Annotated in this window: 27 protein-coding genes; 17 read left to right on the plus strand and 10 right to left on the minus strand. The window is 68.2% G+C overall.

Translation table 11 applies throughout. The features are described 5' to 3' along the window. Nucleotides 1-81: 81 nt before the first annotated feature. Genes J5J86_RS23640 through J5J86_RS23650 form a run of 3 tightly spaced genes read right to left on the minus strand, consistent with a single transcriptional unit; the run spans nucleotide 82 to nucleotide 2096 of the window. Nucleotides 82-612, minus strand: a complete 531-nt coding sequence (locus J5J86_RS23640; RefSeq protein ID WP_209102666.1) for a chromate transporter — start codon at nucleotides 610-612, stop codon at nucleotides 82-84. Beyond that, nucleotides 609-1178, minus strand: coding sequence for a chromate transporter (locus J5J86_RS23645; protein ID WP_209102668.1), 570 nt, complete (start codon nucleotides 1176-1178; stop codon nucleotides 609-611). Before J5J86_RS23645 ends, J5J86_RS23640 begins: the two co-directional genes overlap by 4 nt. A 24-nt stretch (nucleotides 1179-1202) precedes the next feature. After that, complete coding sequence (locus J5J86_RS23650) at nucleotides 1203-2096, minus strand: DMT family transporter (RefSeq protein ID WP_209102670.1); 894 nt, start codon at nucleotides 2094-2096, stop codon at nucleotides 1203-1205. A gap of 210 nt (nucleotides 2097-2306) precedes the next feature. Between J5J86_RS23650 and J5J86_RS23655 the strand changes: the two genes are divergently transcribed. Further along, a complete protein-coding gene (locus tag J5J86_RS23655) occupies nucleotides 2307-2966 on the plus strand; it encodes a cytochrome b/b6 domain-containing protein (RefSeq protein ID WP_209102672.1) in 660 nt (219 codons plus the stop codon). Between the two features lie 20 nt (nucleotides 2967-2986). On the opposite strand, the gene J5J86_RS23660 is transcribed toward J5J86_RS23655, so the two are convergent. From J5J86_RS23660 to J5J86_RS23680, 5 genes are all read right to left on the minus strand, one after another. Next, nucleotides 2987-3742 carry a methyltransferase domain-containing protein gene (locus tag J5J86_RS23660; protein ID WP_209102674.1) on the minus strand — a complete coding sequence of 252 codons (756 nt, stop codon included), beginning with the start codon at nucleotides 3740-3742 and terminating at the stop codon, nucleotides 2987-2989. A gap of 156 nt (nucleotides 3743-3898) precedes the next feature. Continuing rightward, the gene (locus J5J86_RS23665) at nucleotides 3899-4735 is read right to left on the minus strand and encodes a sulfotransferase family protein (protein ID WP_209102676.1); all 837 of its coding nucleotides are present in this window, start codon (nucleotides 4733-4735) and stop codon (nucleotides 3899-3901) included. Between the two features lie 271 nt (nucleotides 4736-5006). Next, complete coding sequence (locus tag J5J86_RS23670) at nucleotides 5007-5825, minus strand: transglutaminase family protein (protein ID WP_209102678.1); 819 nt, start codon at nucleotides 5823-5825, stop codon at nucleotides 5007-5009. A gap of 39 nt (nucleotides 5826-5864) precedes the next feature. Further along, nucleotides 5865-6815, minus strand: a complete 951-nt coding sequence (locus J5J86_RS23675) for an alpha-E domain-containing protein (protein ID WP_209102680.1) — start codon at nucleotides 6813-6815, stop codon at nucleotides 5865-5867. 91 nt (nucleotides 6816-6906) lie between these two features. After that, nucleotides 6907-8322: a circularly permuted type 2 ATP-grasp protein gene (locus tag J5J86_RS23680; protein WP_209102682.1), complete on the minus strand. Its 1416-nt coding sequence runs from the start codon at nucleotides 8320-8322 to the stop codon at nucleotides 6907-6909. A gap of 161 nt (nucleotides 8323-8483) precedes the next feature. On the opposite strand from J5J86_RS23680, the gene J5J86_RS23685 reads away from it, so the two are divergent. From J5J86_RS23685 to J5J86_RS23730, 10 genes are all read left to right on the plus strand, one after another. Beyond that, nucleotides 8484-9224: a competence/damage-inducible protein A gene (locus tag J5J86_RS23685; protein ID WP_209102683.1), complete on the plus strand. Its 741-nt coding sequence runs from the start codon at nucleotides 8484-8486 to the stop codon at nucleotides 9222-9224. Between the two features lie 260 nt (nucleotides 9225-9484). Further along, a complete protein-coding gene (locus J5J86_RS23690) occupies nucleotides 9485-11794 on the plus strand; it encodes a xanthine dehydrogenase family protein molybdopterin-binding subunit (RefSeq protein ID WP_209102684.1) in 2310 nt (769 codons plus the stop codon). A gap of 113 nt (nucleotides 11795-11907) precedes the next feature. Further along, nucleotides 11908-12336: a c-type cytochrome gene (locus tag J5J86_RS23695; RefSeq protein ID WP_209102685.1), complete on the plus strand. Its 429-nt coding sequence runs from the start codon at nucleotides 11908-11910 to the stop codon at nucleotides 12334-12336. 173 nt (nucleotides 12337-12509) lie between these two features. Next, nucleotides 12510-12944, plus strand: a complete 435-nt coding sequence (locus J5J86_RS23700) for an HIT family protein (RefSeq protein ID WP_209102686.1) — start codon at nucleotides 12510-12512, stop codon at nucleotides 12942-12944. Between the two features lie 53 nt (nucleotides 12945-12997). After that, nucleotides 12998-13951: a beta-ribofuranosylaminobenzene 5'-phosphate synthase family protein gene (locus J5J86_RS23705; RefSeq protein WP_209102687.1), complete on the plus strand. Its 954-nt coding sequence runs from the start codon at nucleotides 12998-13000 to the stop codon at nucleotides 13949-13951. Between the two features lie 83 nt (nucleotides 13952-14034). Beyond that, nucleotides 14035-14928 carry an NAD(P)-dependent methylenetetrahydromethanopterin dehydrogenase gene (locus tag J5J86_RS23710; RefSeq protein ID WP_209102688.1) on the plus strand — a complete coding sequence of 298 codons (894 nt, stop codon included), beginning with the start codon at nucleotides 14035-14037 and terminating at the stop codon, nucleotides 14926-14928. A 3-nt stretch (nucleotides 14929-14931) separates the two neighbouring features. Continuing rightward, complete coding sequence (locus J5J86_RS23715; RefSeq protein ID WP_209102694.1) at nucleotides 14932-16053, plus strand: ATP-grasp domain-containing protein; 1122 nt, start codon at nucleotides 14932-14934, stop codon at nucleotides 16051-16053. Nucleotides 16054-16061: 8 nt separating this feature from the next. Next, a complete protein-coding gene (gene mch, locus J5J86_RS23720; protein WP_209102696.1) occupies nucleotides 16062-17024 on the plus strand; it encodes a methenyltetrahydromethanopterin cyclohydrolase in 963 nt (320 codons plus the stop codon). Between the two features lies 1 nt (nucleotide 17025). Beyond that, nucleotides 17026-17916, plus strand: a complete 891-nt coding sequence (locus tag J5J86_RS23725) for a RimK family alpha-L-glutamate ligase (protein ID WP_209102698.1) — start codon at nucleotides 17026-17028, stop codon at nucleotides 17914-17916. Further along, nucleotides 17913-18743 carry a triphosphoribosyl-dephospho-CoA synthase gene (locus J5J86_RS23730; protein WP_209102699.1) on the plus strand — a complete coding sequence of 277 codons (831 nt, stop codon included), beginning with the start codon at nucleotides 17913-17915 and terminating at the stop codon, nucleotides 18741-18743. The genes J5J86_RS23725 and J5J86_RS23730 overlap by 4 nt, the downstream gene beginning before the upstream one ends. A gap of 106 nt (nucleotides 18744-18849) precedes the next feature. Here the strand turns inward: J5J86_RS23730 and J5J86_RS23735 are convergent, their stop codons facing one another. Then, the gene (locus J5J86_RS23735; protein ID WP_209102701.1) at nucleotides 18850-19542 is read right to left on the minus strand and encodes a HisA/HisF-related TIM barrel protein; all 693 of its coding nucleotides are present in this window, start codon (nucleotides 19540-19542) and stop codon (nucleotides 18850-18852) included. 32 nt (nucleotides 19543-19574) lie between these two features. Here J5J86_RS23735 and J5J86_RS23740 point away from each other — a divergent pair, with 32 nt between their 5' ends. The 3 genes from J5J86_RS23740 to folB are packed head-to-tail and all read left to right on the plus strand — an operon-like array spanning nucleotide 19575 to nucleotide 22033. Beyond that, nucleotides 19575-20537: an ATP-grasp domain-containing protein gene (locus J5J86_RS23740; RefSeq protein ID WP_209102703.1), complete on the plus strand. Its 963-nt coding sequence runs from the start codon at nucleotides 19575-19577 to the stop codon at nucleotides 20535-20537. Further along, nucleotides 20534-21595, plus strand: a complete 1062-nt coding sequence (locus tag J5J86_RS23745; protein ID WP_209102705.1) for a hydantoinase/oxoprolinase family protein — start codon at nucleotides 20534-20536, stop codon at nucleotides 21593-21595. The genes J5J86_RS23740 and J5J86_RS23745 overlap by 4 nt, the downstream gene beginning before the upstream one ends. A 6-nt stretch (nucleotides 21596-21601) precedes the next feature. After that, complete coding sequence (gene folB, locus J5J86_RS23750; RefSeq protein WP_209102707.1) at nucleotides 21602-22033, plus strand: dihydroneopterin aldolase; 432 nt, start codon at nucleotides 21602-21604, stop codon at nucleotides 22031-22033. A gap of 12 nt (nucleotides 22034-22045) precedes the next feature. Here folB and J5J86_RS23755 read toward each other — a convergent pair whose 3' ends face one another. Further along, on the minus strand, nucleotides 22046-22366 hold the full coding sequence (locus tag J5J86_RS23755) for a DMT family transporter (RefSeq protein ID WP_209102708.1): 321 nt from the start codon (nucleotides 22364-22366) through the stop codon (nucleotides 22046-22048). Between the two features lie 179 nt (nucleotides 22367-22545). Here J5J86_RS23755 and J5J86_RS23760 point away from each other — a divergent pair, with 179 nt between their 5' ends. The 3 genes from J5J86_RS23760 (at nucleotide 22546) to J5J86_RS23770 (ending at nucleotide 26066) form a co-directional block, all read left to right on the plus strand. Next, on the plus strand, nucleotides 22546-23535 hold the full coding sequence (locus J5J86_RS23760; protein WP_209102709.1) for a class 1 fructose-bisphosphatase: 990 nt from the start codon (nucleotides 22546-22548) through the stop codon (nucleotides 23533-23535). A gap of 109 nt (nucleotides 23536-23644) precedes the next feature. Beyond that, entirely contained in the window at nucleotides 23645-24325 is a 681-nt protein-coding gene (rpe, locus tag J5J86_RS23765) for a ribulose-phosphate 3-epimerase (RefSeq protein WP_209105519.1), read from the plus strand. Nucleotides 24326-24467: 142 nt separating this feature from the next. Next, nucleotides 24468-26066, plus strand: a complete 1599-nt coding sequence (locus J5J86_RS23770) for an acyl-CoA synthetase (protein WP_209102710.1) — start codon at nucleotides 24468-24470, stop codon at nucleotides 26064-26066. Nucleotides 26067-26080: the final 14 nt, after the last annotated feature.

Consider the following 26080-nt stretch of genomic DNA (forward strand, 5'->3'; position numbering starts at 1 on the left):
ATCGCCCTCTCACTCATTGAGAGAGAATGCGTGATCCGATCAGCCTGCGGTGCAGGCCGATCGGCGCATGCTCTAAGCCCCTCAGACCAGCCCGAACGCCCCCGCGAGCGCGCCAACCCCGATCAGCCAGATGGGGTTGAGGCGGGTGGTGAGGGAGCCGATGGCGGCCAGCGCCGTCACCCCATAGGCCAGCGCATGGGTGTCGGCGACGCCCATCAGGATATAGGCGCTCGCCAGCACGATGCCGATGGTCAGCGCCGCCAGCCCGCGCTGGATGGCGATGCGGGGCCTGGCGGTCTTGTAGCGGTTGGAGAGCCGAGACATGGCATAGGCCGCAGCGCCAGAGGGCACGCACATGACCAGGGTGGACGCGATGGCGCCGGGCACGCCGGCCACATACCAGCCGATCAGCGTCACCAGCAGCACATTGGGGCCCGGCGTCACCTGGGCGATGGCGAAGAGGTCCGCAAAGGTGGTGTCGCCCATCCAGCCATAGGACTCGACCGCCATGCGGTGGAGTTCCGGGATCACCGCGTTCGCCCCGCCAATGGCCAGGAACGACAGCATGAACATATGGGCGGTGAGGTCGAAGAGCGGATCGCGCCCGGTCATTTGGACCACCGCCACGCCGCCGCGATGGAAAAGGGCGCCAGGGCCAGGATGACGAAGGGCAGCGGATAGCCCATAAGCCCGGCGCCGGCGAAGGCGAGGGCCGCGAAGACCAGCATGTGAGGGCTGCGCCGCTCGGCAAAGGCCATCTTCAGCCCCAGCGCCAGGAACAGCCCGATGGCGGCCGCCGAGATGCCGCGCAGGATGCCCGAGACTTCCGGCACCTGCCCGTAGCGCAGATAGATGGCGGTGATGGTGATGCCGATGACGCAAGGCGCCAGGATCAGCCCGCCAAACGCCGCCGCCGCGCCGAGAAAGCCGGCGAACCGCGCCCCCATGCAGAAGGACATGTTGACGATGTTGGGCCCCGGCATGAGCTGGCAGATGGACAGGAGGTCGTTGAACTCCCGCGCGTCCAGCCAGCCCTTGCGCTCCACCAGTTCGCGGCGGGCGAAAGGCAAGGCGCCGCCGAAGCCGGACAAGGCAATGCGCAGGAAAGTCAGGAACAGGTCCGGAACGCTCGGCCCCGGTGCCGTGGAGAGCGGGGAGACCGAAGCGTCGTCCGTCATGCCTGGAGCCCCGTCAGGGATAGATCACGGAAGGGTTCGGGACCGGTGAGCGACGCGCCCTTCGCGCCAGGCGACGCCAGCGCCGGCCGCGACCACCAGCGCCGCGCCGCAGAAGACCAGCCAATGGGGCCATTCCCGGAAGAACATGGCGCCGAAGGCCACCGCCCACAGCAAGGTGGCATAGTTGAACGGTGCCACCACGGAAGCGGGGGCATAGCGATTGGCGGCGGTGAGCAGGATCTGCCCGACGCCGCCGGAAATCCCGACCCCCACCAGCACGAGCGCCGCATGCCAGGACGGCAGCGACCACTGCGGGACGGTGACGAGGCTCGCCGCCGCGGCCACGATGGAGAAATAGAAGACGATGGAGCCGGTGGTCTCGGTCTGGGTCAGGCGGCGCACCTGTGTCACCGCAAAGCCCGCGCCGATGGCGCCGAACAAGGCCAAGCCCACGCCGACGGCCGCCCCCTCCGCCTTCATGCCGTGCATGGAGAAGATGGGGGTGAGCATGGTGATGATGCCGACGAAGCCGATGCCCACCGCCAGCCAGCGATAGGCCGGCACCCGCTCGGACAGGATCAGGGCGGCGAGCACCACGGTGACGAGCGGCGTCACATAGGTAAAGGCGATGGCCTCGGCGAGGGGGATATAAGCGAGGGCGGCAAAGCCCGCCCACATGGAGGAGACTCCCACGAGACCACGCACCACATGGCCACCGAAATGGGTGGTGGCGAACGCCCCCCGCAATTCCCCGCGCGCACCGAGCCAGATGAGGAGCGGCACCAGGCCGATCATGGAACGAGCGAACACCACGAGGCCGCTGGACACCTCGTCGGCGACACCGCGCACGAGCGTGGACATGATGGCGAACGCGAGCGTCGCGCAAAGCTGCAGGAAAATGCCGAGGGAGGGGCGCATGTCTGGATCTGTCTGGGCCGGCGGAAGACGTCCCGCGGCGCCCTTCGTCCTATACCCGCTTCCCTTAAATTTGTGTCATGCAACAATGGCATGCCGCCCCTGCGAGCCGGCACCTCAGCGCCGGTCGCTGCCAAATCACGGCCTTATTCCTTGCCGTCAGGTTATGCCCTGACATAAGGCCGAGCTCACGCACCCCAAGAGGACACCGCCATGCATCAGCCGCTGCAGCGCACCAAAGTGTGGGACCTGCCCACGCGCCTGTTCCACTGGTCGCTGGTGGGGCTCATCACCGCCGCCTATTTCACCGCCGAGCTGGGCCTCATCGACTGGCACTTCCGCTGCGGTTACACCATCCTCACCTTGGTGCTGTTTCGCATCCTGTGGGGCCTTTTTGGCAGCGACACCGCGCGCTTCTCGCGATTCGTGAAGGGGCCAGGGGCGGCGCTCGGGCACCTCTCCCATTTCCTGCGCCGCGACCCCGACCGGGAAGTGGGTCACAATGCGGCCGGCGGGCTCATGGTTCTGGTGCTGCTGGCGCTGCTGCTGGTGCAGACCGGCACCGGCCTGTTTTCCAATGACGGCGTCTTCACCGAAGGCCCGCTCGCCCATTTCGTCGGCGGCCTGTCGGATACGCTCACCGGGTGGCACGCCTTCAACTTCAACCTGATCGTGCTGGCGGCCGCACTCCATGTGGCGGCGGTGCTGGCCTATGCGGCCTTCAAGGGCCAGGATCTGGTGCGGCCCATGGTGACGGGCTTCAAGACGCTCCCCGCCACCGAACCCGCCCCCCGCATGCGCCCGGCCTTGCTGGCGCTGGCGCTCCTTGCCGTGTCGGCCGCACTGGTGTGGAGCATCTCCCAACTGGGATAAGGCGACCTGTCGCCTCCCCTTCACGCGTCTTTTCGGCCGTACACCACCACGCGTGTTCCACGCGCGAACTGCTCATAGTCGCCCGGCTCGCGCGGCAGCACCTCGATCGTGGTGAAGCCGAAGCCCCGCATCAGGAACAGCAGCGCGTTCAGGGACGGAACGAGGGCAAGGTCCGTGGACCCGCCTTCCCGGCCCCAGGAATAATCGGGTGCAACGCCAAACACGCCCTCAATGCGGCGCTGGTTGGTGAAGAAGCCGTCTTCAATCAGTCCTGTTAGGTCATAAGGGAAGACCTGGGTCTCGATCAGGATGTGTTTGCGGGTCATCTGGCTGGCCAGCCGCAGGGTGTGGACTGGATTTTCCAGATGGTAGATCAGGCCATAAAGCAGCAGGAAGTCGGCTGTCTGGGACGGATCATAGGCCATGGTTTGAAGGTCGGCCTGGAGATACTCGACGTTTGAGACCTGCAGGAGATTGGTGACGAGCTGCGCCGCCTCCAGGCTGTCCCGCCGGATCTCATAGCCGCGCACCGCCCGGAAATGACGGGCCAGCTCAAGGCTGTAATAGCCCTCGTGGGACGCGAAATCATAGGCCACCAGATCGCGCGCGTCGGGAACATGGCGTTCGAGCACCTGCCGCAGCTTGTCTCGTCTCGACCCATGGATGGGACGCACATGGGCGGGGACATCCGTCACCGTCACGGTTCCATCGGGCAGATCGAATTCATAGAACCAGACGCGGTTCTTCACCCGTGCGAGATCGTCTTCCTGGGTCAAGGGTCCATCCGCTGTTGTGGTGTTGGGCGCGCCTCTTCCCGGGCCAGACGCAGCCTCCAGCCCTGGGGCGCGGCTCGACGGGGGAACATGAAACGGCGCGCGACCCAGCGGGACCTTAGCCATTTCAGGGCAGCAAGGGAACATCCCGAAGCCGCCTCACACAGACCAGTCCATCGCCCGCCCCACGAGGGCGTCCACGCGGCGGGTGAGATCGCCAAACCGATCGCCCATGAAGGCGTCGCACATCTGGTCGAAGCCCTCATAGGCCGGGGCCGCATTGACCACGGGAACGCTCTCTCCAAATCCAGAGGGCTCCACCTCCAGGAAAGCCGCGATCTCGGCGATTTTCTGTTGCGGCCTGCTGATAAGCTCGGCCAACGTCATGATGAGGAACTGCTCGCGTGTGAAAAGACCCAGGTATCTCGTGAGCTGTTCGTCATAGAATGACGAACGGATATACATGAAATTCCAGAAATACTGACGGCAATTGCGCATGAAATCTGGCGAGTGAAACCGCTCGTCCTCAAGCCGCAGGGCTTCGTAGAAGGTCTCGGCCAGTTCTAGGGGGCGTCCATCATCATGCATGGACAAGCGCATGTGCCGGTAGAGGGAATGGGCTCGCGCCTTCGGATGGCGCAAGATCAGAAGGACTTTCGCCTCTGGGAAAAGCGCCCGCAGGACGGGAGCGGTCTCCGGGTTGGAAAAATAGACATGCGAGGCATCAACGCGATACCGGCGGTCGGAGGCAAACAACCGGAAATAGGAAACGGGATCCCGAACAACCTGGAAATGGCTGCAAAAGAAACTCGGCTCCTTTGGATCGCAGACATGGATGTCAGGATGCCGGCCCAAAAGCTGATGAAGCGTCGTGGTGCCGCTCTTGCCGGCGCCAAGCACGAACAGGTTGGGGAGTCCCGCCGAAGGCTGCATGGCTCTCGCTGATGGGATGGAGCATGTGACCCTGCCGCGCGCGCTCAACAGCGCGGTAGCCACGCCCTCCTCGCCGGGAAGCGCGGTTCATGTTCAAGCGAAGCCGGTTCCGGTTCGTCCGAACATGACCGTCGCCAATAAGCTGGGTATACTGATCGCGCAAGAACGGAATGTTCTTTCAGCGTCGGCCGCGCCCTGCTTTCGCCCCTCCACACGGGGAGTGCCAAGCCGGGGATGGGCGGAAAGCGCCGGTGGCAGGGACTGCCGGGCGCCCCCCCGGGATGCCTCAACCGCGAGGGCGCGCAAGCCCCCATCGCCCCGATAGGTTGGCAGCTCAGCCTTGCGACTGGTTCTGGCTGCCACGGGTCGGGAGGGTCGTATCCTTGGCTTTCACCTCGACCACCGTGGTCGCCCCAAGCGCGCGAATGGGGGCGACGCCAAGGCTGTCCAGGCCGACCGCAAGGCGCACATAGGCATCCGTGGCGCACAGGCAGCGGCCACTGTCGAAGCCCACCCATCCGATCTTTGGCAGATAGGCCTCGGCCCACTGCCGCGCCGCGCCCATGGTGCCTTCCTCCGCTGCATAGCCGGACACCTGGCGGGCCGGCACGCCGACAAGGCGCGCCACGCAGGTGAAGACCTGGCTGAGGCCCGCGCTCGTCCCCACCAGCTTCTCCGCCACATCGGCGGCGGCGGGCACGGCCCCCTCGCCCTCCACCTCATCGAAGCGCTCGGCGATGAGAGCCATGAGGGCGTGCATGCGGCCGAGATCGTCCTCACCGGTCTTCGTCACCTCCTCCGCCAGGGCGGTAAGGTCCTCCGAGGGCGTGGTGAGGTCGGTCTGGCGGCGGAAGAAGGAGGCCGGGAAACGCTCCACCGTTCCACGCACGATGCCGCTGGTGTCCTGCGTCTCCACCTCGCCCTCGGCGAGCAGCGTGATGTGCTCGCCCGGTCCTTCCAGGGAGAAGGTATGGGTCAGGTTCCCGAACGCATCCTCCTGGGGATAGATGCGGCAGTCGGGCACGATGTCCAGGGACCAGCGCAGGATGTGCTGGCCCACATGGTTGCGGGGCGTAACGCGAATGGTCGCGGTCGCGGTGCGCAGATTGGGTTCGAGCCGGTGACGAACCTCGTGCCGGATCCGAATACGCATGTGACCCCTCGGAAACTGGCGCGGCAGATCCTGCCGCGCTCAGGTCAGATATTGTTCATTGATGGCTGCGCCGAGCCGATTGTTCTCTGAAATGAACTCGGAAATGAATTCATGCAAGCCGGTTTGGAACACATCGTCGATGCTGTGATTGGTGAGCTTGGCCTGGGTCGCGCGGGCGAGCCGCTGGGCCGGGCCCTGCCGGCCATAGGCGCCGGCAATGTCGTCCAGCGAGCGGGTGAGATTCTCGTAGCAGGAGGCCAGCGAGCGCGGCATGGCGCGGTTCAGGATCAACAGGTCCGCCACCAGCCAGGGCTTCACGCTGTCGCGATAGACCCAGTGGAAGGCGGTGAGCGCCGACACGGAGCGCAGGATCGAGGCCCACTGGAAATAATCCAGCGGCCCGCCCACCCGCTCCTTCTCGGGCAGCAGCACATGATACTTCACGTCGAGGATGCGGGCCGTGTTGTCGGCGCGCTCCACATGGGTGCCGGTGCGCGCGAACCAATAGGCATCGTTGCGCAGCATGGACCGGTACATGGCGCCATCGAAGCGCAGGGTCGCCTCCTTCACGAAGGCGAGGAAGCGCGTCAGTTCCTCCCGGCTCAGCGCCTTGTCGGGGAAGGCGCGCAGCTCGATCCAGGCGCCGTTGATGGCGTCCCACATGTCGGATGTGAGCGCCGTGCGCACCGAGCGCGCATTGGTGCGGGCCATTTCCACGCAATTGCGGATGGAGGCGGGGTTCTCCGCATCGAAGGCGAGGAAGGAGACCACCGCATCCTCGGTCGCCTCCTCCAGCGCGCCATGCTTGGCCACGAACAGCTCGGAGCAGCCGGCGGTGAGGATGGCCGAGCCCCATTCATTGGTGGAGCCGCCATAGGAGACGGGCTGATAGGACAGGCGCTGCGCCACGTCGAGGATGCGCGCGAGGCAGTCGGCGCGCTCCACGTAGCGGGTCAGCCAGTAGATGTTGTCTGCGGTGCGGGAGAGCATGGTGGCACCATCTGGAAGGTGACGGGAGGCGGCGCTTCGGGGCGCCGCGCGTTGGCGCGTCCTCGGTGAGGGTCAGATTTGGGAAGCCCGATCAGACATCGAGCACCCAGGTGTCCTTGGTTCCGCCGCCCTGGCTGGAATTCACCACCAGGGAGCCTTCCTTCATGGCGACGCGGGTCAGCCCGCCCGGCACGATGCGCACCTTGTCGCTGCCGGTGAGGATGAAGGGCCGCAAATCCACGTGGCGGGGCGCGACGCCCTCTTCCACCAGCGTCGGGCAGGTGGACAGCGCAAGCGTCGGCTGGGCGATGAAATTGGCCGGGTCGTGCTTGAGCTTGTTGCGGAAGACCTCGATCTGCGCCTTGTCCGCCTTCGGCCCCACCAACATGCCGTAGCCGCCGGACCCGTGCACTTCCTTGACCACCAGCTCGGGCAGGTGGTCGAGCACATATTTCAGATGGTCCGGCTCGCGGCAGCGCCAGGTGGGCACGTTGGGCAGGATGGGTTCCTCGCCCAGATAGAAGCGGATGATGTCCGGCATGTAGCTGTAGACGGCCTTGTCGTCCGCCACCCCGGTGCCCACCGCATTGGTCAGGGTCACGTTGCCGGCATGGTAGGCGCTCATCAGGCCGGGCACGCCCAGCACGCTGTCGGGGCGGAAGGCGAGCGGATCCAGGAAGTCGTCGTCGAGGCGGCGATAGATCACGTCCACGCGCTTGGGACCCTCGGTGGTGCGCATGTACACCACATTGTCCTTCACGAAGAGGTCGCGTCCCTCCACCAGGTCGACGCCCAATTTGTCGGCCAGGAAGGAGTGCTCGTAATACGCGGAATTGTAGATGCCAGGGGTCAGGATCGCCACGTTCGGCTCATGGCTGCGGTGCGGCGCCAGCGAACGCAGGGTGGCCAGCAGGTCGTCGGCATATTTGTCGACCGGGGCCACCTTGTGCATTGAGAACAATTCGGGGAACAGCCGCAGCATGATCTCCCGGTTCTCCAGCATATAGGACACGCCGGATGGGGTGCGGGCGTTGTCCTCCAGCACATAGAAGGTGGAGGGATCGGTGCGCACGATGTCGATGCCGGCAATGTGCACATAGATGTCGTGGGGCACCTTCTGCCCGTTCATCTCCGGCCGGAAGGCGGGGTTCTGGTAGACCAGATCCTCCGGGATGATGCCGGCGCGCAGCACGTCGCGCTTGCCGTAGACGTCATTGATGTAAAGGTTCAGCGCCTTGGTGCGCTGCTCCAGCCCCTTGGCAAGGCCGGTCCACTCATCATGGGTGATGATGCGCGGGACGATGTCGAACGGGATCAGCCGTTCCTGGGAATTCTGCTCGCCATAGACGGCGAAGGTAATCCCTATTCGACGAAAGATGTATTCGGCCTCCTTGCGGCGCTGGTTCAGCACGTCATGGGGGACGGTGCTCAGCCATTTGCTGAGCGTGTCATAGGCCGGACGGACAACGCCGTCGTCGCTGGACATCTCGTCGAAAGTACGCCGCATTTGGACTGCCACTCCGCTTGATTCCACCCTATGTACAAACATCGTGCCAAGGAAGACCCGGCACCCGCAAGGGAGGTGTCAGGGGAAAGACGGGGCATAGGGTGGTCAAAACGTGGGCAAAGGCGCCTTCGGTGCTTTTGTACCAAGCAGGAGGTCGGGTCATGAAGGCGGCAGAAGACAAGGAACCGGTCACCGCCGCGCTGTTGGTGATCGGCGACGAGATCCTTTCGGGCCGCACCAAGGACAAGAATATCGGCCATGTGGCCGAACGCCTCACTGAGGTGGGCGTGGACCTGAAGGAGGTCCGCGTCGTGCCCGACGAGGAGCCGGAAATCGTCGCCGCCGTGAACGCCCTGCGCGGGCGCTATGACTATGTCTTCACCACCGGCGGCATCGGCCCGACCCATGACGACATTACCGCGGACGCCATCGCGAAAGCATTCGGCGTTTCCATCGACGTGGATCCGCGCGCCCGCGCCATGCTGCTGGAATATATTGCCGAGAAGGACCTCAACGAGGCCCGCCTGCGCATGGCCCGCATTCCCGACGGGGCGGACCTGGTGGTCAATTCCGTCTCCAAGGCGCCGGGCTTTCGCCTCGGCAATGTCTATGTGATGGCGGGCGTGCCGCGCATCATGCACGCCATGCTGGAAGCCATCATCCCCGAGTTGCGCAAGGGCGCGCCCATGCTCTCTCGCACGGTGCAGGCCAATGCCAAGGAAGGCGACATCGCAGCCCCCCTCGGCGAGATCGCCAAGCGCTATCCCAAGGCGATCATCGGCTCCTATCCCTTCCTGGACGAAAACGGCCGCCCCAACACCAACCTTGTCGTGCGCGCCCGCGACGCCGCCTTGCTGGAAGAGGTGGGGAACGCGGTGGCGGCCATGGTCGCCAGCCGCTGAGGACATGGCTCGGGCGCACTTCATTCGCGCGCCCGTATTGCTTTGGGGCGCCGCGCACGCCAAATCTGGAACAGGTCGAACGTGCACCGCCGGGGGCGAGCGGCGCGGGCGCCGTCCCCTTAGAGCCGGATCCGACCGCACCGGATCGTCATGCGATCCCGTTCGGTCGGTGAATCCGTCTCTTTTCAAAGTAAGCGCGGGCGATTCACCGCTCAGATTGTTGCTATCTGAGCAGATCGCGCCCTAGCCGGAGTGACCCCATGACGTCCATGAAGTTCGGACATGGCCAGCCCTATACCCGGCTCGAGGACCCCGCCCTTCTGACCGGGGCCGGCCACTTCGTGGCGGACGCCGCCGCCAAGGCGAATGCCGCCTTCGCTTATGTGGTGCGCTCGCCTTATGCCCACGCCCGGTTCGAGATCAGCGGACGCGAGGCGGTGGAGGCCATGCCGGGCGTGCGCCTCGTTCTCACCGGCGATGACGTGGCCGATTGCGGCAGCTTGCCGGTGGCGGCGGTCATCGCCATCGTGGGCGAGGCCCGCCTCTGGAAGCCCGATCACCCCATCCTCGCCAAGGAGGTGGTGCGCCATGTGGGCGAGCCCCTCGCCTTCATTGTTGCCGATACGGCGGACGCCGCCCGCGATGCCGGCGAGGCGCTGGAGATTTCCTGGGACCCCCTGCCCGCCATCGCGGACCTCGACCAGGCCACCACGGCGGATGCGCCGCAGGTCTGGCCGCAGCGGCCAGGCAATGTGGCCTTCACCAGCGAGATCGGCGATGAGGCGGCAACCAATGCCGCCTTTGCCGAGGCCGCCCATGTGGTTCGGCTGCGCCTCGTCAATAACCGCGTCATCACCAATTACATGGAGACCCGCGGCGTCCTCGCCGAGGTGGAGGAGAGCGGGCGGGTCCGCCTCACGCTGGGCAGCCAGGGCAGCCATCTCCTGCGCAATGCGGTGGCCGACAAGATCCTGAAATGGCCACGCGAGGACCTGCGCGTCGTCACCCCCGACGTGGGCGGCGGCTTCGGCACCAAGATGTTCCCGTTTCCCGAATATCCCCTGGCGGCGCTGGCCGCCCGCCGGCTGAACGCGCCGCTCGCCTGGATCGGCGACCGCAGCGAACATTTCCAGGCCGACACCCAGGGCCGCGACAACATCACCGAGGCGGAACTGGCGCTCGACGCGGACGGCCGCTTCCTGGCGCTGCGGGTGGAGACATCTGCCAATATGGGCGCGTATCTGGCCTATTACGGCCCCTTCGTGCCGGTGGGCGGCGCCCGCATGCTGCCGGGGGTCTATGACATCAAGGCGGTGTTCGCCCGCATTCGCGGCATCTACACCCACACCGTGCCCGTGGACGCCTATCGCGGTGCCGGCCGGCCGGAAGCCGCCTATGTGATCGAGCGCCTCGTGGATGCCGCCGCCCGCCAGATCGGTCTGCCGCCAGAGGAATTGCGGCGGCGCAACTTCATCGCTCCGTCCGCCATGCCCTATGCCACCGCCACCGGTCGCCTCTACGACAGCGGCGAGTTCGACGGCCACATGACCCGCGCCCTGGAGCGCGCCGACCATGCCGGCTTTGCCGCCCGCGCGGAGGCGTCCAAGGCACGCGGTCTGCTGCGCGGCTTCGGCTTTGCCACCTATATCGAGGCCTGCGGCGGCGGCCTGCCCGAGCCCGCTTTCCTGCGCCTCGACAAGGATGGCGCCTTCACCTTGCGCATCGGCTCCCAATCGTCCGGCCAGGGCCACAAGACCGCCTATGCGCATCTGGCCGCCGCCCATCTGAAGGTGCCGCTGGACCGGGTGCGGGTGCTCCAAGGCGACACCGACGACACCGCGGAAGGCCACGGCACCGGCGGCTCGCGCTCCATTCCGGTGGGCGGCGCGGCGGTGGCGGGCGCCGCCCGGCGCCTCGCCCAGAAGCTGCGGGAGCTGGGCGCCGACGCGCTTGAGGCCGATCCCGGCGACATTGAGCTGGTGGATGGCGGCGTGGAAGTGGCGGGCACCGACCGGCGCCTGGACTTTTCCGCCCTCGCCGCGCTGCCGGAAGCCAATGAGGGCACCATCGCCGCCCAGGATGCCTTCGCCCCGCCGGAAGCCACCTATCCCAACGGCACCCATGCCTGCGAGGTGGAGATCGACCCGCTCACCGGCGAGGTGCGCGTGGTCTCCTATACGGTGGTGGATGATTTCGGCGCCGTGGTAACGCCGACCTTGCTGGAAGGCCAGGTGCAGGGCGGCATCGCTCAGGGCCTCGGCCAGGCGCTGCTGGAGCGCACCGTCTTCGACAGCGAGGGCCAACTGCTGACCGCCTCCTTCATGGACTATGCCCTACCCCGCGCGCAGGACATTCCGCCCATCCATTTCGAGACCCGCAACGTGCCCTGCACCACCAATCCGCTCGGCGTGAAGGGCGCGGGCGAGGCCGGCACCATCGGCGCCTGCCCAGCGGTGATGAATGCGGTGGTGGATGCGCTCCATCGCGCCTGTGGAATTGCGCATCTGGACATGCCCGCCACCCCGCTCGCAGTGCGGGAGGCGATTGCTGCGGCGCAAACAACACAGTGAGGGGAAAACCGGCCTTCCCCCGCTCCTGCTCGCGCGAGCGTGACAGCTCGGCCCTGGCCGCAGCATGGAAGAATTCCATATAACGCATCGTCATGTCCGACACGGAGCACCCGATGCGCCCACTTCTCCTTGCTGCCCTGGTCCTGCCTTTCGTAGCCGCGACCGCCGGCGCCCAGTCCGATCCCATCAAGGAGCGGCAGGCGATCATGAAGCAGATCGGCGAGCAGACCGGCGCCGGCGCGGCGATGCTGAAGGGCGAGGCGCCCTTCGACGCCGCCAAGGCCGCCGCCATCTTCAAGACCTATACCGAGGGCGGCGCCAAGTTCGGCTCGCTCTTCCCCGAAGGTTCCGACAAGGGCGACACCAAGGCCCTGCCGGCCGTTTGGAGCAACCGCGCCGGCTTCGACGCCGAGCTGGCTGCCTTCAACAAGGCTGTGGCAGCGGGCGCGCCCAATATCGGCACCGCCGACGGCTTCAAGAGCGCCTTCTCCGCCGTCGCCCAGACCTGCCGCACCTGCCACAGCACCTACAAGGCGCGCTGACGCGCCTTCGGCAAACCCATTCGGGCGCGCTGGCGCGCCCTTTGCCGCAGCGCCCGGACCCATGTGCTCCGGGCGTCTGCACGCCGGCCCCCCCGGTGCCTGGCCGCGCGGGGGCTTGACCCTTCGCCCCACGCCTGCGATGCGAAAGCCAAAGCAATCGCCGGAGGCCCCCGATGAGCGACGCGCCCGCCTACGATCCCAACAACATCTTCGCCAAGATCCTGCGGGGCGAACTGCCGGCCTTCAAGGTCTATGAGGACGAGAAGGCCTATGCCTTCCTCGACATCATGCCCCGCGCTCCCGGCCACACGCTGGTCATCCCCAAGGCGCCCGCCCGCAACATCCTGGACATCGACCCCGAGGACCTCGCTTATGTGGCCAAGGTCGCCCAGAAGGTCGCCCGCGCCGGCAAGGCGGCATTCGCCGCCGATGGCGTGACCGTCCAGCAGTTCAACGAGAGCGCTGGCGGACAGGTGGTGTTCCACCTGCATGTGCACGTGATTCCCCGCCATGAGGGCGTGCCCATGAAGCCGGCCGCCAGCATCAAGGAAGACATGGCCGTTCTGGCGGAGCATGCCGAGAAGCTGAAGGCGGCGCTGGCCCAGTGATCGGGGGCAGCACGCAGGGCCCGGACGGCCCCGCGAGCGCAGTTCCGGGCGCTGTGCGTGTCACCGCCCCGGCCCGACTGCATCTCGGCTTCCTCGATCTTGGCGGCAGTCTCGGCCGGCGCTTCGGCTCTCTCGGTCTGACCCTGGAGCGCCCCGTCACCACCGTCCATCTCGCGCCTGCCGAGATGGACAGCCTCGCGGGCCCCGATAGCGCACGGGCCGGGCGCGCCCGCGACGCGGTGCGCGCCGCCGCCGGCGGCCGTCAGCCCCTGGCCATTACCGTGGAAACCGCCCTCCCGACCCATAATGGCCTGGGCTCTGGCACCCAGTTGGCGCTGGCGGTGGCCGCCGGCATGAGCCGGCTCGCAGGACGACCAGACGATCCGCGCGCCCTTGCCGGCGCGCTGGGGCGCGGCCAGCGCTCGGCCATCGGCCTTGCCGCCTTCATGGCGGGTGGCGTGGTTCTCGACGGCGGAAAGGCGCTTGCCGGCGACGCGGATGCCCCGCCCCCGGTCATTGCCCGCCTGCCGGTGCCGCAGGACTGGCGCATCCTGCTCGTCACCGACACCGCCCGCGCCGGCCTTTCCGGTGAGGCGGAGACGCACGCCATGGGCCGCCTGCCGCCCTTCCCGGAGACGCTCGCCGCCCATCTGTGCCACCTCGCCCTCATGCGCGCGCTGCCATCCCTAGCGGAAGGCCATGCGGAGGGATTCGGCGCGGCGGTGGGCGAGATCCAGCGGCATCTGGGCGACCATTATGCCGCGGCCCAGGGCGGCGGGCGTTATTCCAGCCCGGATGTGACCGAGGTGATGGAATTCCTTGCCACCCAAGGCGTTGCTGGCATTGGCCAGAGTTCCTGGGGCCCCACCGGTTTTGCCATTCTGGGAAGCCCGGATGAGGCCGAAGCGCTTTCATCCCGGTTGCGCAGCCGTTATGCTGAAAAAGCCAATCTGGGTTTTGATTGCGTGCGGGGAAACAACCGCGGCGCAGAGGTGGTGGACCTTTAGGAACGCACCTGCGTTCCGCCGTCCGGCGCCCTGCTTCGCCACCCGCTGTCCCGTTGTTTCCCCGAGCACGGAGCCGAACGGCCATGGCGGACGCCGCCCCCATCCTCCACCTGATCTCACCGCTTCCCCATGTGAGTCCCTTTGACGTGAACATGGCGGCAGATGCCGGCTATGTGCACCTCGCCCCCTATTCCCGCGTGGCGCTGGATGAGGTGCGGGACCTGGTGCAGGACATGATGTTCTCCCGCGCCCCCGCCGCCGCTGCCCGCACGGGGCTTTTCATCGGTGGCAAGGATGCGGGGCTTGCCCTGGACATGGCGGAGATCGCCCGCCAGTCCATCTTCCCGCCCTTCGAGATTTCCATCTTCCCGGACCCCGCCGGGTCCTTCACCACCGCCGCCGCTATGATCGCGCGGGTGGAACAGGCCCTCAAAGCCACCCGGCCCGAGGGGCTGAAGGGCGCGGCGGTGCAGGTCTATGGGGCCACGGGCGTGGTGGGCGGGGTCGCCGCCATCATCGCAGCCCGCAATGGGGCGAACGTGACGCTGGTCAGCCATCGCGGCCTCGGCGCGGTGGAACTGAAGGCGCAGGACTATGCCAGGCGCTTCGGCGTCACCCTCGCCTGCGCCGAGGGGGCGGACGAGGCCCAGAAATTCGCCCTGGTGCCGCAGGCGGACGTGATCCTCGCCGCCGGCAAGGCCGGGGTGGAGATCCTGAACGCCGAACATCTCTCCGCCGCCACGCGGCTGAAGGTGGCTGCCGACGTCAACGCGGTGCCCCCCGCGGGCATTGCGGGCATCGGCGCCCATGACGCGGCGGCGCCCTTGCCCCATGGGGTGGGCATCGGCGCGCTTGCCATTGGCCAGTTGAAATACCAGGTGCAGCACCTGCTACTGAAGCGCATGCGGGAGACCGAGCATGCGCTCTTCATCGGCCTCGACGAGGCCTTCGCCCTTGCCCGCGAGCTTACGGTGTAGCCCATGGATCTTGCCGTCATTGCCCTGTCCGCCCGCCCGCTGGCCACCAGCGCGGCGCGCGCGGGCTTCTCGGCCCTTGCCCTCGATTTGTTCGCCGACCTCGACACCTGCTCCAAGGCGGCGCGCTGCGTGCGCGTGCACAAGAAAGACGGATTCGCCTTCGATGGCGACGATCTGATCCAGGCGCTCACCTCCCTCTCCCCGCCCGGCCTGCCGGTGGTGCTGGGTGGCGGCTTCGAGGATGATCCGGGGCTGATGACCCGCATCGGCGCCCGCAATCCCATCCTCGGCAACATGGCCGACACGGTGCGGGTGATGAAGGACCCGCTGGCCATGGCGGCCCTGTGCGGGCACCTGAAGATCCCCTTCCCGCGTGTAAGCCTTGCCGCCCCCGAAGGCGCGCTCGCCGCGGCGCCCCTGCTGGAAAAGAAGATCGGCGGCGCTGGCGGCGGTCATATCCGCCGCCGGGCGGCGGGCGATCTCTCCCCGCCCGCGCCGGGCTGCTATCTCCAGGAGGAGGTGACGGGCGAGCCGCACTCGCTGCTCCTTCTCTCTTCCGGCCGTGAGGCCCTGGTGGTGGGCGCCTCCCGCCAATGGACGGACGGGGACGAGGCCCATCCCTTCCGCTTCGGCGGCGCCGTCGGCCCGGCAGCCCTGCCCGCCCGCTTCGAGGACGCCATCCACCGCGCCGCCGTGACCGCGGTCACCGCCTGCGGCCTGGTGGGGCTCGTCTCCGTGGACCTGCTGGTGGGGACTGACGGCTGGTGGCTCATCGAGATCAATCCCCGCCCCGGCGCCAGCCTCGACATTTTCGATGTGGACCCGCTGCCCCCGCTCCTGGCGCTGCACCTGACCGCGTGCGGCGGCAAGCTGCCCAAAAGCCTGCCGCCCCCCGCCGAGGCGGTGGCGGCGGCCGTGCTCTATGCGGATGAAACCGTCATGATCCCGCCCGGCGACTGGCCGGAGGGCGCCTGCGACCGCACCGCCGCCGGCACCGTCATCCCGGCCGGCGCTCCCGTCTGCACCGTGAAGGCCAAGGCGCCGACCGCGGAAACGGCGCGGCAGAAGGTCATGGACGGCCTTGCCGCCATGCGCGCCCATCTGGGCCTGCCAGCGCGCGGGTGAGGCACCCCATGACTGAAACTGCCACGCCCCTGCTGGCGACCCGCGCCGCTGCCCTGGTTGAGACCCTCGTCGCCGATGCCCGCGCGCTGCGTGTGAAAGTGAGCGAGGGGCCGCTCGGCGCCCGCATCATCGACGCCGGCATCGCCGCTCCCGGCGGCCTGGAAGCCGGCCGACGCATCGCTGAAATCTGCCTCGGCGGCCTCGGCACCGTCGCCTTCGAGACCGGCCCGGTCTTCGATCCCTTCCCCACCTTGGTGAGCGTCGTCACCGGCAACCCGGTGCTGGCGTGCCTCGGCAGCCAATATGCCGGCTGGAAGCTGGCGGCGGGCGACTTCTTCGCTTTGGGTTCCGGTCCCGGCCGCGCGACGGCGGCGGTGGAGCCGCTGTTCGAGGAACTGGGCCTCAAGGAGGCCGGGGAGAGCGTGGCGCTGGTGCTGGAAACGAGCCAAGTACCGTCGCCCGAAGTGGTGGTGGAGGTGGCCCGCGCCTGCGCCGTGGCAGCGGGACAGGTGACCTTCATCCTCACGCCCACATCGAGCCTTGCGGGCTCGGTGCAGATCGCCGCGCGGGTCCTGGAAGTGGCGCTTCATAAGGCGCACGCTTTGCATTTCCCGCTGGAGCGCATTCTCGACGGGCGCGGCTGCGCGCCGGTGCCGCCCCCGGCGCCGGACTTCATCGCCGCCATGGGCCGCACCAATGACGCCACCCTTTATGGCGGGCAGGTGCATCTGTTCGTGACCGGGCCGCAGGACGAGGCGCGGCAATTGGCACAAAGCCTGCCCAGCAGCACCTCGCGGGACTATGGCCAGCCGTTCGCCGAGACGTTCGCGGCCTGCGACTGCGACTTCTACCGCATCGACCCCATGCTGTTCTCCCCCGCCCGCGTCACCGTCACGGCGGTGGAGCACGGCACCAGCTTTGCCGCCGGAGCGCTCGATCCCGCGCTCGTGGTGCGCTCCTTCGGCGGCTGACATGACGGGACCTGCGCCGGTCGCACTGTTTGCGGAAAAGCCGGACTGGCACACCAGCCGGCTCCTTGCGGCCTTGGAAGAGGTGGGCCGGGAGGGACGCATTCTTCCCCTCTCCCGCTGCGGCTTCGCCATCGGCGAGAGCACCCACGGCCTGATCCTGCCGGGCTTCGAGGACCGGCTGCCCGCCGCCGCCTTCGTGCGCACCGTGCCCGACGGCTCCACGGAGGAAATCACCCTGCGGCTCGGCGTCCTCCACGCCCTGGGGGCGCTGGGGGTGAAGGTGGTCAATTCCGCCCGCGCCATCGAGCGGTGCGTGGACAAGGCCATGACCTCCTTCCTCATCGCCCGCGCCGGCCTGCCGACGCCGCGCACCTTCGCGCTTCAGGACCGCGCCCCCGCCCAAGCGCTCATCGATGCGGCGCCGGGCGACACGGTGCTGAAACCCCTGTTCGGCTCGCAGGGACGCGGCCTCCAGCGGCTTTCTCCGCACGCCGCAGTGCCGGAGGCCGATACCGTGGAGGGGGTCTTCTATCTCCAGGACTTCGTGACGCGCACCACGGGGCCACATGCGGACTATCGGGTCTTCGTGGTGGGCGGACGCGCGCAGGCCGCCATGCGGCGGGTGAATGACGACTGGATCACCAACATCCATCAGGGCGCCGAGGGCGAGCCGGTGCCCGCTACCGGAGCACTCGCCGAACTGGCAGAGGCGGCGGCCGGCGCGGTGGGGGCGGAGGTGGCGGGCGTCGATCTGATCGAGGACGGGAACGGTCGCCTCCTGGTGCTGGAGGTCAATTCCATGCCGGCCTGGAACGGCCTTTGCGGCGCCACCGGCCGGGACATGGCCGAGCCCATCGCCGCCTTGCTGTGCGGCGCCCCGGCCCCCGCATGATCGCGCCAGAGGCGGCGGCACGCCTGTTCGAGGCCGCCTGCCGGGCCGAGCTTTTGGCTCTGAAGCCCGGCAATGTGCATGTGCATGCCGCCGGCCACGGCATGGAGGTGGCCCAGTTCGAGGCGGCGGCACGGGCTGCCAGCGGACCGCTTTCGGCCCCCGGCGCACCGGTGGGCGCGCGGATCGAACGGGCGGTCACCGCCTCGCTGGCAGTGGCGGGCTGCAACACCAATCTGGGCATCCTGCTCCTGTGCGCGCCTTTGCTGGCGGCGGCGGAAGGGTCCGCCGAACGGCCCTTCCCGGCGCGGGTGGAAGGGGTGCTGGCGGCATTGACCCTTGAGGATGCACAAGCCGTCTTCCGCGCCATCACGGCGGCAAATCCCGGCGGGCTCGGCTCGGCACAGGAGGATGTGCGGACCCCTGCCCGCGTGCCGCTGCGCGCGGCTATGGCGGCGGCGGCGGATTACGACCTCATCGCTCGGCAATATGCCCACGGATTCGTCGACATATTCAGCTTGGGCATGCCCCTGGCGGCGGTCCATCGGGGCGATCCGGCGCAGGCGGCGCAAGCGGCCTTTCTCGCCTTTCTCCAAACCTGTCCTGACAGCCATATCGGCCGCAAGTTCGGCGCTGAGGTTGCCGAGGCCGTACGAAACGAGGCGCGGACGATTTGCGCGGGCCTGGAAGGCCGCGCGGGGCACGACCGCACCGCCACGCTCCTCGCCTTCGATGCCGACCTGAAGGCGCGTGGCCTCAATCCCGGCACCAGCGCCGATCTGACCGTGGCGAGCCTCCTCGCGGACGCACTGATGGCGCGGGAGGGGTGAGGGTGAATCTCCGCTCGATCTCTGGGCGCCCTTGGAAACGGTCATGGCGGGAACAAGCCCGGCCATGACAGAATTTTGGGACAGTCCCCGGACCCCCGACAGCCTGTCAGCGGAAATCCGCGAGATCGGTCGCCGTAAGCGTGCCGTCGTGCAGGGCTGTCGCCACCAGCACGCCCGCCGCGCGCGCGTCCACCAAAGCCTCGAGATCCGCCCGCCCGCGCACCCCACCGGCGGCGAACACCTGCGCGGCCGGCGCGCGGGCGCGAAGATCCGCGATACGATCAAGGTCCGGCCCCTCGCCGGACCCGACACGGGCGAGGGTCATGGCGATGAGGCGGGACGGCCACAGAGCGGGCGTCTCATGCACAGCGCGCGGGCCGAGAGGGCCATCGGCGTTGCGATCCAGGGACAGGATGAAGCCCTCCTGACCCAAGGCGGCCAGTGCCGCGGCAGCGGGCAGCGATTCGCTGCCCACAACGGGCGTGCCGAGATCGGCCGCGCGCCGGGCGTCGAGGGCCGGGCCGGTCGCCTCGGCGGCATCCACCCACAGATCCAGGGCGGGAAAGCGGGCGCGCAGCCCCGCCAGAACGGGGCCATTGTCGCCGGTGCCGGCAATGGCATCGAGATCGGCCACGTAAAGGGTGCGGAACCCGCCCAGCTCCACCAGCGCTTCTGTGAGGACAAGCGGATCCGCCCCCTCGGCGAGGCGGGAGTGAACGGGGCGGTAGAGATGGCGCATGCCCCGGCGGGCGTGCACCACTTGGCCTCCCTTCAGATCGATGACCGGGATAATCTGCATCGGCGGGTGTCCGGTGGCGGGAGGCAAGCGATATGCGCGTGTTCGTCTGCGAGTTCGTGACAGCCGGAGGGCTGAGGGACAAGCCCCTGCCGGAAGACCTGTTGCCCGAAGGCACGCTCATGCGCGATGCCATCCTTGCCGATGTGACCGCTATTCCGGGCCTTCACCCTGTCCTGGTCCAGGACGACCGCCTACCTCCCACGCAGCTTCCCGCCGAGCCAGTGGCCGAGGGCGACGACCCATGGGCGGTCTGGGCGCGCGTCTGCGCGGACAGCCATGTGGTGTGGCCCATCGCGCCCGAGACCGACGGGCTGCTGGGCCGCATGGTGGAGATGGCGGCGGCGCGCGGCGCCCGCGTCATCGGCTGTACGCCGGAGGCCATCGCCATCGCCTCCAGCAAGCTGAAAACCGCCACGCGCCTGAAAGCCCACGGCCTGCCGGCCATCCCCACCTTTCCGGCCGCGGCGCCGTCCGCCCTCACCGGCCGACGCCTGACCAAGCCCGACCAAGGCGCCGGGGCAGTGGAGACGCGGGTGTGGGAACCGGACGCGCCCCTCCCAACAGATGCGGGGCTGGTGGTGCAGCCATTCTTGGACGGCACGCCCGCCAGCCTCACCGTCCTGTGCCGGCCGGACGAAACGCGCATGCTGGCCGCGAACCTCCAGCATGTGGCGGTAAAGGATGGCCGCCTGAGCCTCACCGGACTCACCGTGGGCGGCGTCAGCGACGTGGACGGGCGCCTGGCGGCCCTGGCGGAAGCGGTGGTGGCGGCGTTTCCGGGCCTGTCCGGCATCATCGGCATCGACATCCTGCTCACCGAGACCGGCCCGGTGGTGGTGGAGGTCAATCCGCGCGTCACGACGGCCTATGCGGGCCTGCATGCCTCCATAGGCGTCAATCCCGCCGCCTTCTTGCCGGAGCTGATCCGCGACGGCGTGCCGCCCTCCTTGCCGCACTTGCCCAAGGCACAGCCGGTCGAGGTGCGGGTGAGATGACCAAGGCGGCGCTTCTCGGCTGGGACGTGGGTGGCGCGCATTTGAAGCGCGCGGTCTTCGATGCTGCCGGCACCCTCCTGGAGGTGGACCTCGCCCCCTGCGCACTTTGGCGCGGCCTCGCCGAACTGGACGGGGCGCTCGCCGGCTTCCCGCCCTTGCCCGGCCTGCCGTCGGCGGTGACCATGACCGGCGAGCTGGTGGATCTGTGGCCGGACCGGCAGGCGGGCGTCGAGGCGCTCACTGCCGCACTGGCGGCGCGGCTCGGGCCGCAGACGCGCTTCTATGCTGGGCCGCGCGGCTTCGTGACCCTTGCCGGGGCCGTGGACGCCGCGCCCTTCATCGCCTCCGCCAACTGGCACGCCACGGCCGCGGCGGTGGCGCGCATAATGCCCGATGCGGTCCTCATCGACATGGGCTCCACCACCACGGACATCATTCCCGTGCGCGCCGGCCGCGTGGCCGCGCGCGGCTTTTCGGATGCCGAGCGGCTGGTGACGCGGGAGCTGGTCTATACGGGCCTGGCCCGTACGCCGGTCATGGCGCTCGCCCGCGCCTTGCCGTTCCGGGGCGAGGAGGTGCCGCTGATGGCCGAGTATTTCGCCACCAGCGCCGACATCCACCGCCTCACCGGCGCCTTGCCCGAAGGCGCCGACCTTCACGCCGCCGCCGATAACGGTGAAAAGACCGAGGAAGGCAGCGCCCGCCGCCTGCTGCGCATGGTGGGGTATGATCTGGGCGGGCCGTTCGGTGCCGATCTCGATGAAGCCCGCACTCTGGCCTGCGCCGCGAGCGAAGTGCAGATGCGCGCCCTGATGCAGGGGCTCGCCTGCGTCCTCTCCGCCGCAGGCCTTCCGCCCGCGGCGCCGGTGGTGGGTGCCGGGGTGGGGCGCGGCTTTGTCGCGCGCCTGGCGCAGCGGCTGGGCCGGCCCTATTTGGACCTCGCCCCGCTTCTTTGCGAAGATGAGACGCGCGCCATCCGCGCCGCCGATTGCGCGCCGGCGGTGGCTGTGGGGCGCCTCGCTGTTTCCGCCGACGATGCCTTCCTCCTGCCCGCGTGACGCATCATGATCGAGCCCTCCTCCCCCGCCCTCGACCTGCCCGCCGCCGACGCCCAGGCCCTGCCCGGCCCGTCCCGCAGCGACCGGGTGTTCCTGCGCGCCTTGCCGTTCTTCGCCCGCCATGGCGTCTATGAGGCCGAGCAGGAACTGGGCCAGCGCTTCATCGTGGACGCGGACTGGTGGCTCGACACCCGCCCCGCCGCCTGGGCGGATGATGCGGGGCTCACCGTCTCCTACCAGGAGGTCTATGGCCATATCCGCGCCGTGGTGGAGGACGAGCCCGTGCATCTCATCGAGACGCTGGCCGAGCGCATCGCCACCCGCCTGCTCGATCATTTCCCCGCCATCGAGCAGGTGCGCGTGGTGGTTCACAAGCCTGGCGCGCCCATTACCGGCGTGTTCGGGGACGTGGGCGTGGAGATCATCCGCACCCGCTAAGGGGGCCTCCCCTCAATGCTCGGAGAGCAGGCGCAGCCCCACAATGCCCACCACGATGCAGGCGATGCAGGCGAGCCGGGGCAAGGTCGCCGGCTCGTTATAGGCGAGGATGCCCACCACCGCCGTGCCCACCGTGCCGATGCCCGCCCAGACCCCATAGGCGGTGCCCACCGGCAAGGTCTTGATGGCGAAGTTGAGCATGATGAGGCTGAGCACGATGAGAGCCACCGTGATGACGCTCGCCAGCGGCTTGGTGAAGCCTTCCGAATGCTTCATGGAAATGGCCCAGCCGATCTCCAGGAGGCCGGCGAGAAACAGAATGATCCAGCTCATTCGGCAACTTTTCCCGTAAAGAAATTTCTTGTCGATGCAGTAAAGGCGACCGCGCCCGGCGAGGCAAGCTGGCGCGACGCGTTGTGCCGCAGAGCCGACCTGCGTTCCGTCGCCCTCGACGCGCCTCGCGCCTTGAGCCATAAGGGCGCCGTCGGCTGATGCGGCAACAGGAGAGACACGTGAGCCAAGCGGTGACCCTCGACAGCTATCTTGCCACCTGGGCGGCGGGCGATTCCCAAAGGAGCGCGGTGGCCGAGGCGGTAAAGAGCATCGCAAGCGCGGGGATCACCATTGCCGACCTGGTGGCGCAGGGGCCGCTGGCCGACCATTTCGCCAAGGTGCGCGGCGACGAGGCCAATGCCGGCGGCGACACCCAGAAGGAACTGGACGTGATCGCCGAGGAGACCATCCTGGACGCCCTGAAGCAGGCGCCGGTGGCCTATCTCGGCTCCGAGGAGAGCGAGACCGCCATTCCGGTCACCGAGGGCGGCTCGCTGGTGGTGTCCGTGGACCCGCTGGACGGCTCGTCCAACATCGACACCAACGTGTCCATCGGCACCATCTATTCCATCCTGCCCTATGACGCCGCGACCTTCCCCGATCCGACCGCCGCGCTGATGCAGAAGGGCTCGGCGCAGGTGGCGGCGGGCTTCCTGGTCTATGGCCCGTCCACGGTGCTGGTCTCCACCGTGGGCGAGGGCACGCAGGTGTTCGCCTATGACCGGTCGAGCGGCACCTTCATCCTCGCCCGCGCGGCGGTGGAGATTCCTGCCGAGACCAAGGAATACGGCGTCAACCAGTCCAATGTCCGCCACTGGGCCGCGCCCATGCAGGCCTATCTGGCCGACTGCCTCGCCGGCAAGGACGGCCCGCGGGCTAAGGATTTCAACATGCGCTGGGTGGGCTCCATGGTGGCCGACGCCTTCCGCATCTTCACCCGCGGCGGCGTCTATATCTATCCGGGCGACAGCCGGAAGGGCTATGGCGAGGGCCGCCTGCGCCTGATCTACGAGGCGAATCCGGTCGCCTTCCTCACCGAGCAGGCCAAGGGCGCGGCCACGGACGGCCAGACCCGCATCCTGGACATCGTCCCCGCCAAGCTCCACCAGCGCATTCCGCTGGTGTTCGGCTCGCGCGAGGAAGTGGCCAAGATCGCCTCCTATTACTGATCTCAAGGCTTGCGCGCGGGCGCCTTGGCGCACGCGCGGAGCGACCATGGCGCCGCCGGGTGCGGCGCCCTACATGACAAACGGGCCGCTGCCCGCCGGAGTGACCAACATGACCTTGCCGCTGATCGCCCCTTCCATCCTGGCCTCGGACTTCTCCCGGCTTGGCGAGGAGGTGCGCGACGTGGCTGCGGCGGGCGCCGACTATATCCATCTCGACGTGATGGACGGCCATTTCGTGCCCAACATCACCTTCGGCCCGGACATCATCAAGGCGCTGCGCCGGCACACGGACAAGGTGTTCGACGTGCACCTGATGATCTCCCCCGTGGAGCCTTATCTGGAGGCCTTCGCGGCGGCGGGTGCCGACATCATCACCGTGCAGGCGGAAGCCACCGTCCATCTCGACCGCTGCCTCCAGGTGATTCGGGGCCTCGGCAAGAAGGCCGGCGTGGCGCTGAACCCGGCCACCTCCGAGACCGCCCTCACCTATCTCCTGGACAAGATCGACCTTATCTGCGTGATGAGCGTCAATCCCGGCTTCGGCGGCCAGGCCTTCATCCCCGACGTGCTGCCCAAGATCGAGCGCATCCGCGACATGATCCGGGGCCGCGACATCCGCCTGGAAGTGGATGGCGGCGTGAACCCGCAGACGGGCGCGCTCTGCGCGCGCGCGGGCGCCGATGTGCTGGTGGCGGGCTCGGCGGTGTTCAAGGGCGGCATCGAGGGCTATCGCACCAACATCGCCGCCATCCGCAATGAGGCCGCCAGCGCACTCGGGCTTGTGGCCTGAGGATGCGGGCCTGAGGATTACGGCGGGACGTTTCGCGACGGCGCTTGACGCCGAATTAAAAAAACGTTCGATTGTTTCCCGCGCGCCGGCACAGACCGGCCGCGGAGACGCGCCTGTGCGCGTGGCATGCGGGGAGGACGAGATGGCCCGGAGCTATGACGAGGCGGTGCGCGCATTCCGCTGGAACCTGCCCGCGCGCTTCAATATGGGCGTCGCCTGCACCGATGCCCACGCCACCGGCGCCGGAAAGCCGGCTTTGATCTTCGTGGAGGAGAGCGGCGCCGTCATCCGCTACACCTTCGAGGATCTCGCCCGCCTCACCAACCGCTTCGCCAATGTGCTGGTGGCGGCGGGTCTTCAGCGTGGCGACCGGGTGGCGGTGTTCCTGCCCCAGGCGCCGGAGACGGCCATCGCGCATCTGGCCGCCTTCAAGGCGGGCATGATCTCGGTGCCGCTCTTCACTTTGTTCGGAGACGAGGCGCTGGAATATCGGCTGGAGGCGTCCGGCGCGAAGGTGCTGGTGACGGACCTTGCGGGCTTGGCCAAGCTCGACCGCGTGCGCGACCACCTGCCCGCCCTCACCCATGTCTATGTGATCGGCCCCGATAGCGGCGGCGCCCTCTCCTTCGACGCGGCGCTGGAGAAGGGCTCGGACCGCTTCACCCCGGTGGATACGACGCCCGACGATCCCGGCATCATCATCTTCACCTCCGGCACCACGGGAAACCCCAAGGGCGCGCTGCACGGCCATCGCGTCCTGCTCGGCCATCTGCCCTGCCTGCAATTCGTCCACGAGGACATGCCCCAGCCGGGCGACCTGCATTGGACGCCGGCCGACTGGGCCTGGATCGGCGGGCTGTTCGACGTGCTGTTCCCGACCCTTCACCTGGGCGTGCCGGTGCTGGCCTATCGGGCCAAGAAGTTCGATCCCGACGCCGCCATGGCGCTGATGGCGAACCAGGGGGTCCGCAACGTCTTCCTGCCGCCCACGGCGCTGAAGCTGCTGCGCCAGGCGGATGTGCGCCAGGAGGGCCTCAAGCTGCGCTCGCTGCTGACCGGCGGCGAGACGCTGGGCAGCGAGCTGGGCGCCTTCGTGCAGGAGCGGCTGGGCGTCGAGGCGCGGGAGATTTACGGCCAGACCGAATGCAATCTGGTGGTGGGCTCCAACTCCTCCTTCTTCCCCATCCGCCCCGGCGCCATGGGCAAGCCCATTCCGGGCCATGACGTGCAGATCGTGGACGAGGAAGGCCATCCCGTGCCCGCCGGCACCGAGGGGCATATCGGCATCCGCCGGGGCGATCCGGTGATGATGCTGGAATATTGGAATAATCCCGCCGCCACCGCCGCCAAGTTCGCGGGCGACTTCCTGCTCACGGGCGATCTCGGCCGGCAGGATGAGGACGGCTATCTTTGGTATGTGAGCCGCTCGGACGATGTCATCACGTCCGCCGGCTATCGCATCGGGCCCGGCGAGATCGAGGATTGCATCCTCAAGCACCCCGCCGTCGCGCTCGTTGGCGTGGTGGGCGTGCCCGACCCCGTGCGCACCGAGGCGGTGAAGGCCTGGGTGGTGCTCAAGCCCGGTGTCGAGGGCACGGAGGAACTGGCCACCGAGATCCAGCGCCATGTGCGCGAGCGCCTCTCGGCCCACGAATATCCCCGCGCCGTCGCCTTCACGGACGCCTTGCCCATGACCGCCACGGGCAAGATCCTGCGCCGGGAATTGCGCGCGCGGGGATAAACCTGATCGGATCA

Source organism: Aquabacter sp. L1I39 (assembly GCF_017742835.1).
In the GTDB taxonomy this organism is placed as follows: domain Bacteria; phylum Pseudomonadota; class Alphaproteobacteria; order Rhizobiales; family Xanthobacteraceae; genus L1I39.

Coding starts and splice junctions, on each gene's coding strand:
- J5J86_RS23640 (WP_209102666.1), bottom strand. CDS start 612: ATGACCGGGCGCGATCCGCTCTTCGACCTCACCGCCCATATGTTCATG.
- J5J86_RS23645 (WP_209102668.1), bottom strand. CDS start 1,178: ATGACGGACGACGCTTCGGTCTCCCCGCTCTCCACGGCACCGGGGCCG.
- J5J86_RS23650 (WP_209102670.1), bottom strand. CDS start 2,096: ATGCGCCCCTCCCTCGGCATTTTCCTGCAGCTTTGCGCGACGCTCGCG.
- J5J86_RS23655 (WP_209102672.1), top strand. CDS start 2,307: ATGCATCAGCCGCTGCAGCGCACCAAAGTGTGGGACCTGCCCACGCGC.
- J5J86_RS23670 (WP_209102678.1), bottom strand. CDS start 5,825: ATGCGTATTCGGATCCGGCACGAGGTTCGTCACCGGCTCGAACCCAAT.
- J5J86_RS23675 (WP_209102680.1), bottom strand. CDS start 6,815: ATGCTCTCCCGCACCGCAGACAACATCTACTGGCTGACCCGCTACGTG.
- J5J86_RS23680 (WP_209102682.1), bottom strand. CDS start 8,322: ATGCGGCGTACTTTCGACGAGATGTCCAGCGACGACGGCGTTGTCCGT.
- J5J86_RS23685 (WP_209102683.1), top strand. CDS start 8,484: ATGAAGGCGGCAGAAGACAAGGAACCGGTCACCGCCGCGCTGTTGGTG.
- J5J86_RS23690 (WP_209102684.1), top strand. CDS start 9,485: ATGACGTCCATGAAGTTCGGACATGGCCAGCCCTATACCCGGCTCGAG.
- J5J86_RS23695 (WP_209102685.1), top strand. CDS start 11,908: ATGCGCCCACTTCTCCTTGCTGCCCTGGTCCTGCCTTTCGTAGCCGCG.
- J5J86_RS23700 (WP_209102686.1), top strand. CDS start 12,510: ATGAGCGACGCGCCCGCCTACGATCCCAACAACATCTTCGCCAAGATC.
- J5J86_RS23710 (WP_209102688.1), top strand. CDS start 14,035: ATGGCGGACGCCGCCCCCATCCTCCACCTGATCTCACCGCTTCCCCAT.
- J5J86_RS23715 (WP_209102694.1), top strand. CDS start 14,932: ATGGATCTTGCCGTCATTGCCCTGTCCGCCCGCCCGCTGGCCACCAGC.
- mch (WP_209102696.1), top strand. CDS start 16,062: ATGACTGAAACTGCCACGCCCCTGCTGGCGACCCGCGCCGCTGCCCTG.
- J5J86_RS23725 (WP_209102698.1), top strand. CDS start 17,026: ATGACGGGACCTGCGCCGGTCGCACTGTTTGCGGAAAAGCCGGACTGG.
- J5J86_RS23730 (WP_209102699.1), top strand. CDS start 17,913: ATGATCGCGCCAGAGGCGGCGGCACGCCTGTTCGAGGCCGCCTGCCGG.
- J5J86_RS23735 (WP_209102701.1), bottom strand. CDS start 19,542: ATGCAGATTATCCCGGTCATCGATCTGAAGGGAGGCCAAGTGGTGCAC.
- J5J86_RS23740 (WP_209102703.1), top strand. CDS start 19,575: ATGCGCGTGTTCGTCTGCGAGTTCGTGACAGCCGGAGGGCTGAGGGAC.
- J5J86_RS23745 (WP_209102705.1), top strand. CDS start 20,534: ATGACCAAGGCGGCGCTTCTCGGCTGGGACGTGGGTGGCGCGCATTTG.
- folB (WP_209102707.1), top strand. CDS start 21,602: ATGATCGAGCCCTCCTCCCCCGCCCTCGACCTGCCCGCCGCCGACGCC.
- J5J86_RS23755 (WP_209102708.1), bottom strand. CDS start 22,366: ATGAGCTGGATCATTCTGTTTCTCGCCGGCCTCCTGGAGATCGGCTGG.
- rpe (WP_209105519.1), top strand. CDS start 23,645: ATGACCTTGCCGCTGATCGCCCCTTCCATCCTGGCCTCGGACTTCTCC.
- J5J86_RS23770 (WP_209102710.1), top strand. CDS start 24,468: ATGGCCCGGAGCTATGACGAGGCGGTGCGCGCATTCCGCTGGAACCTG.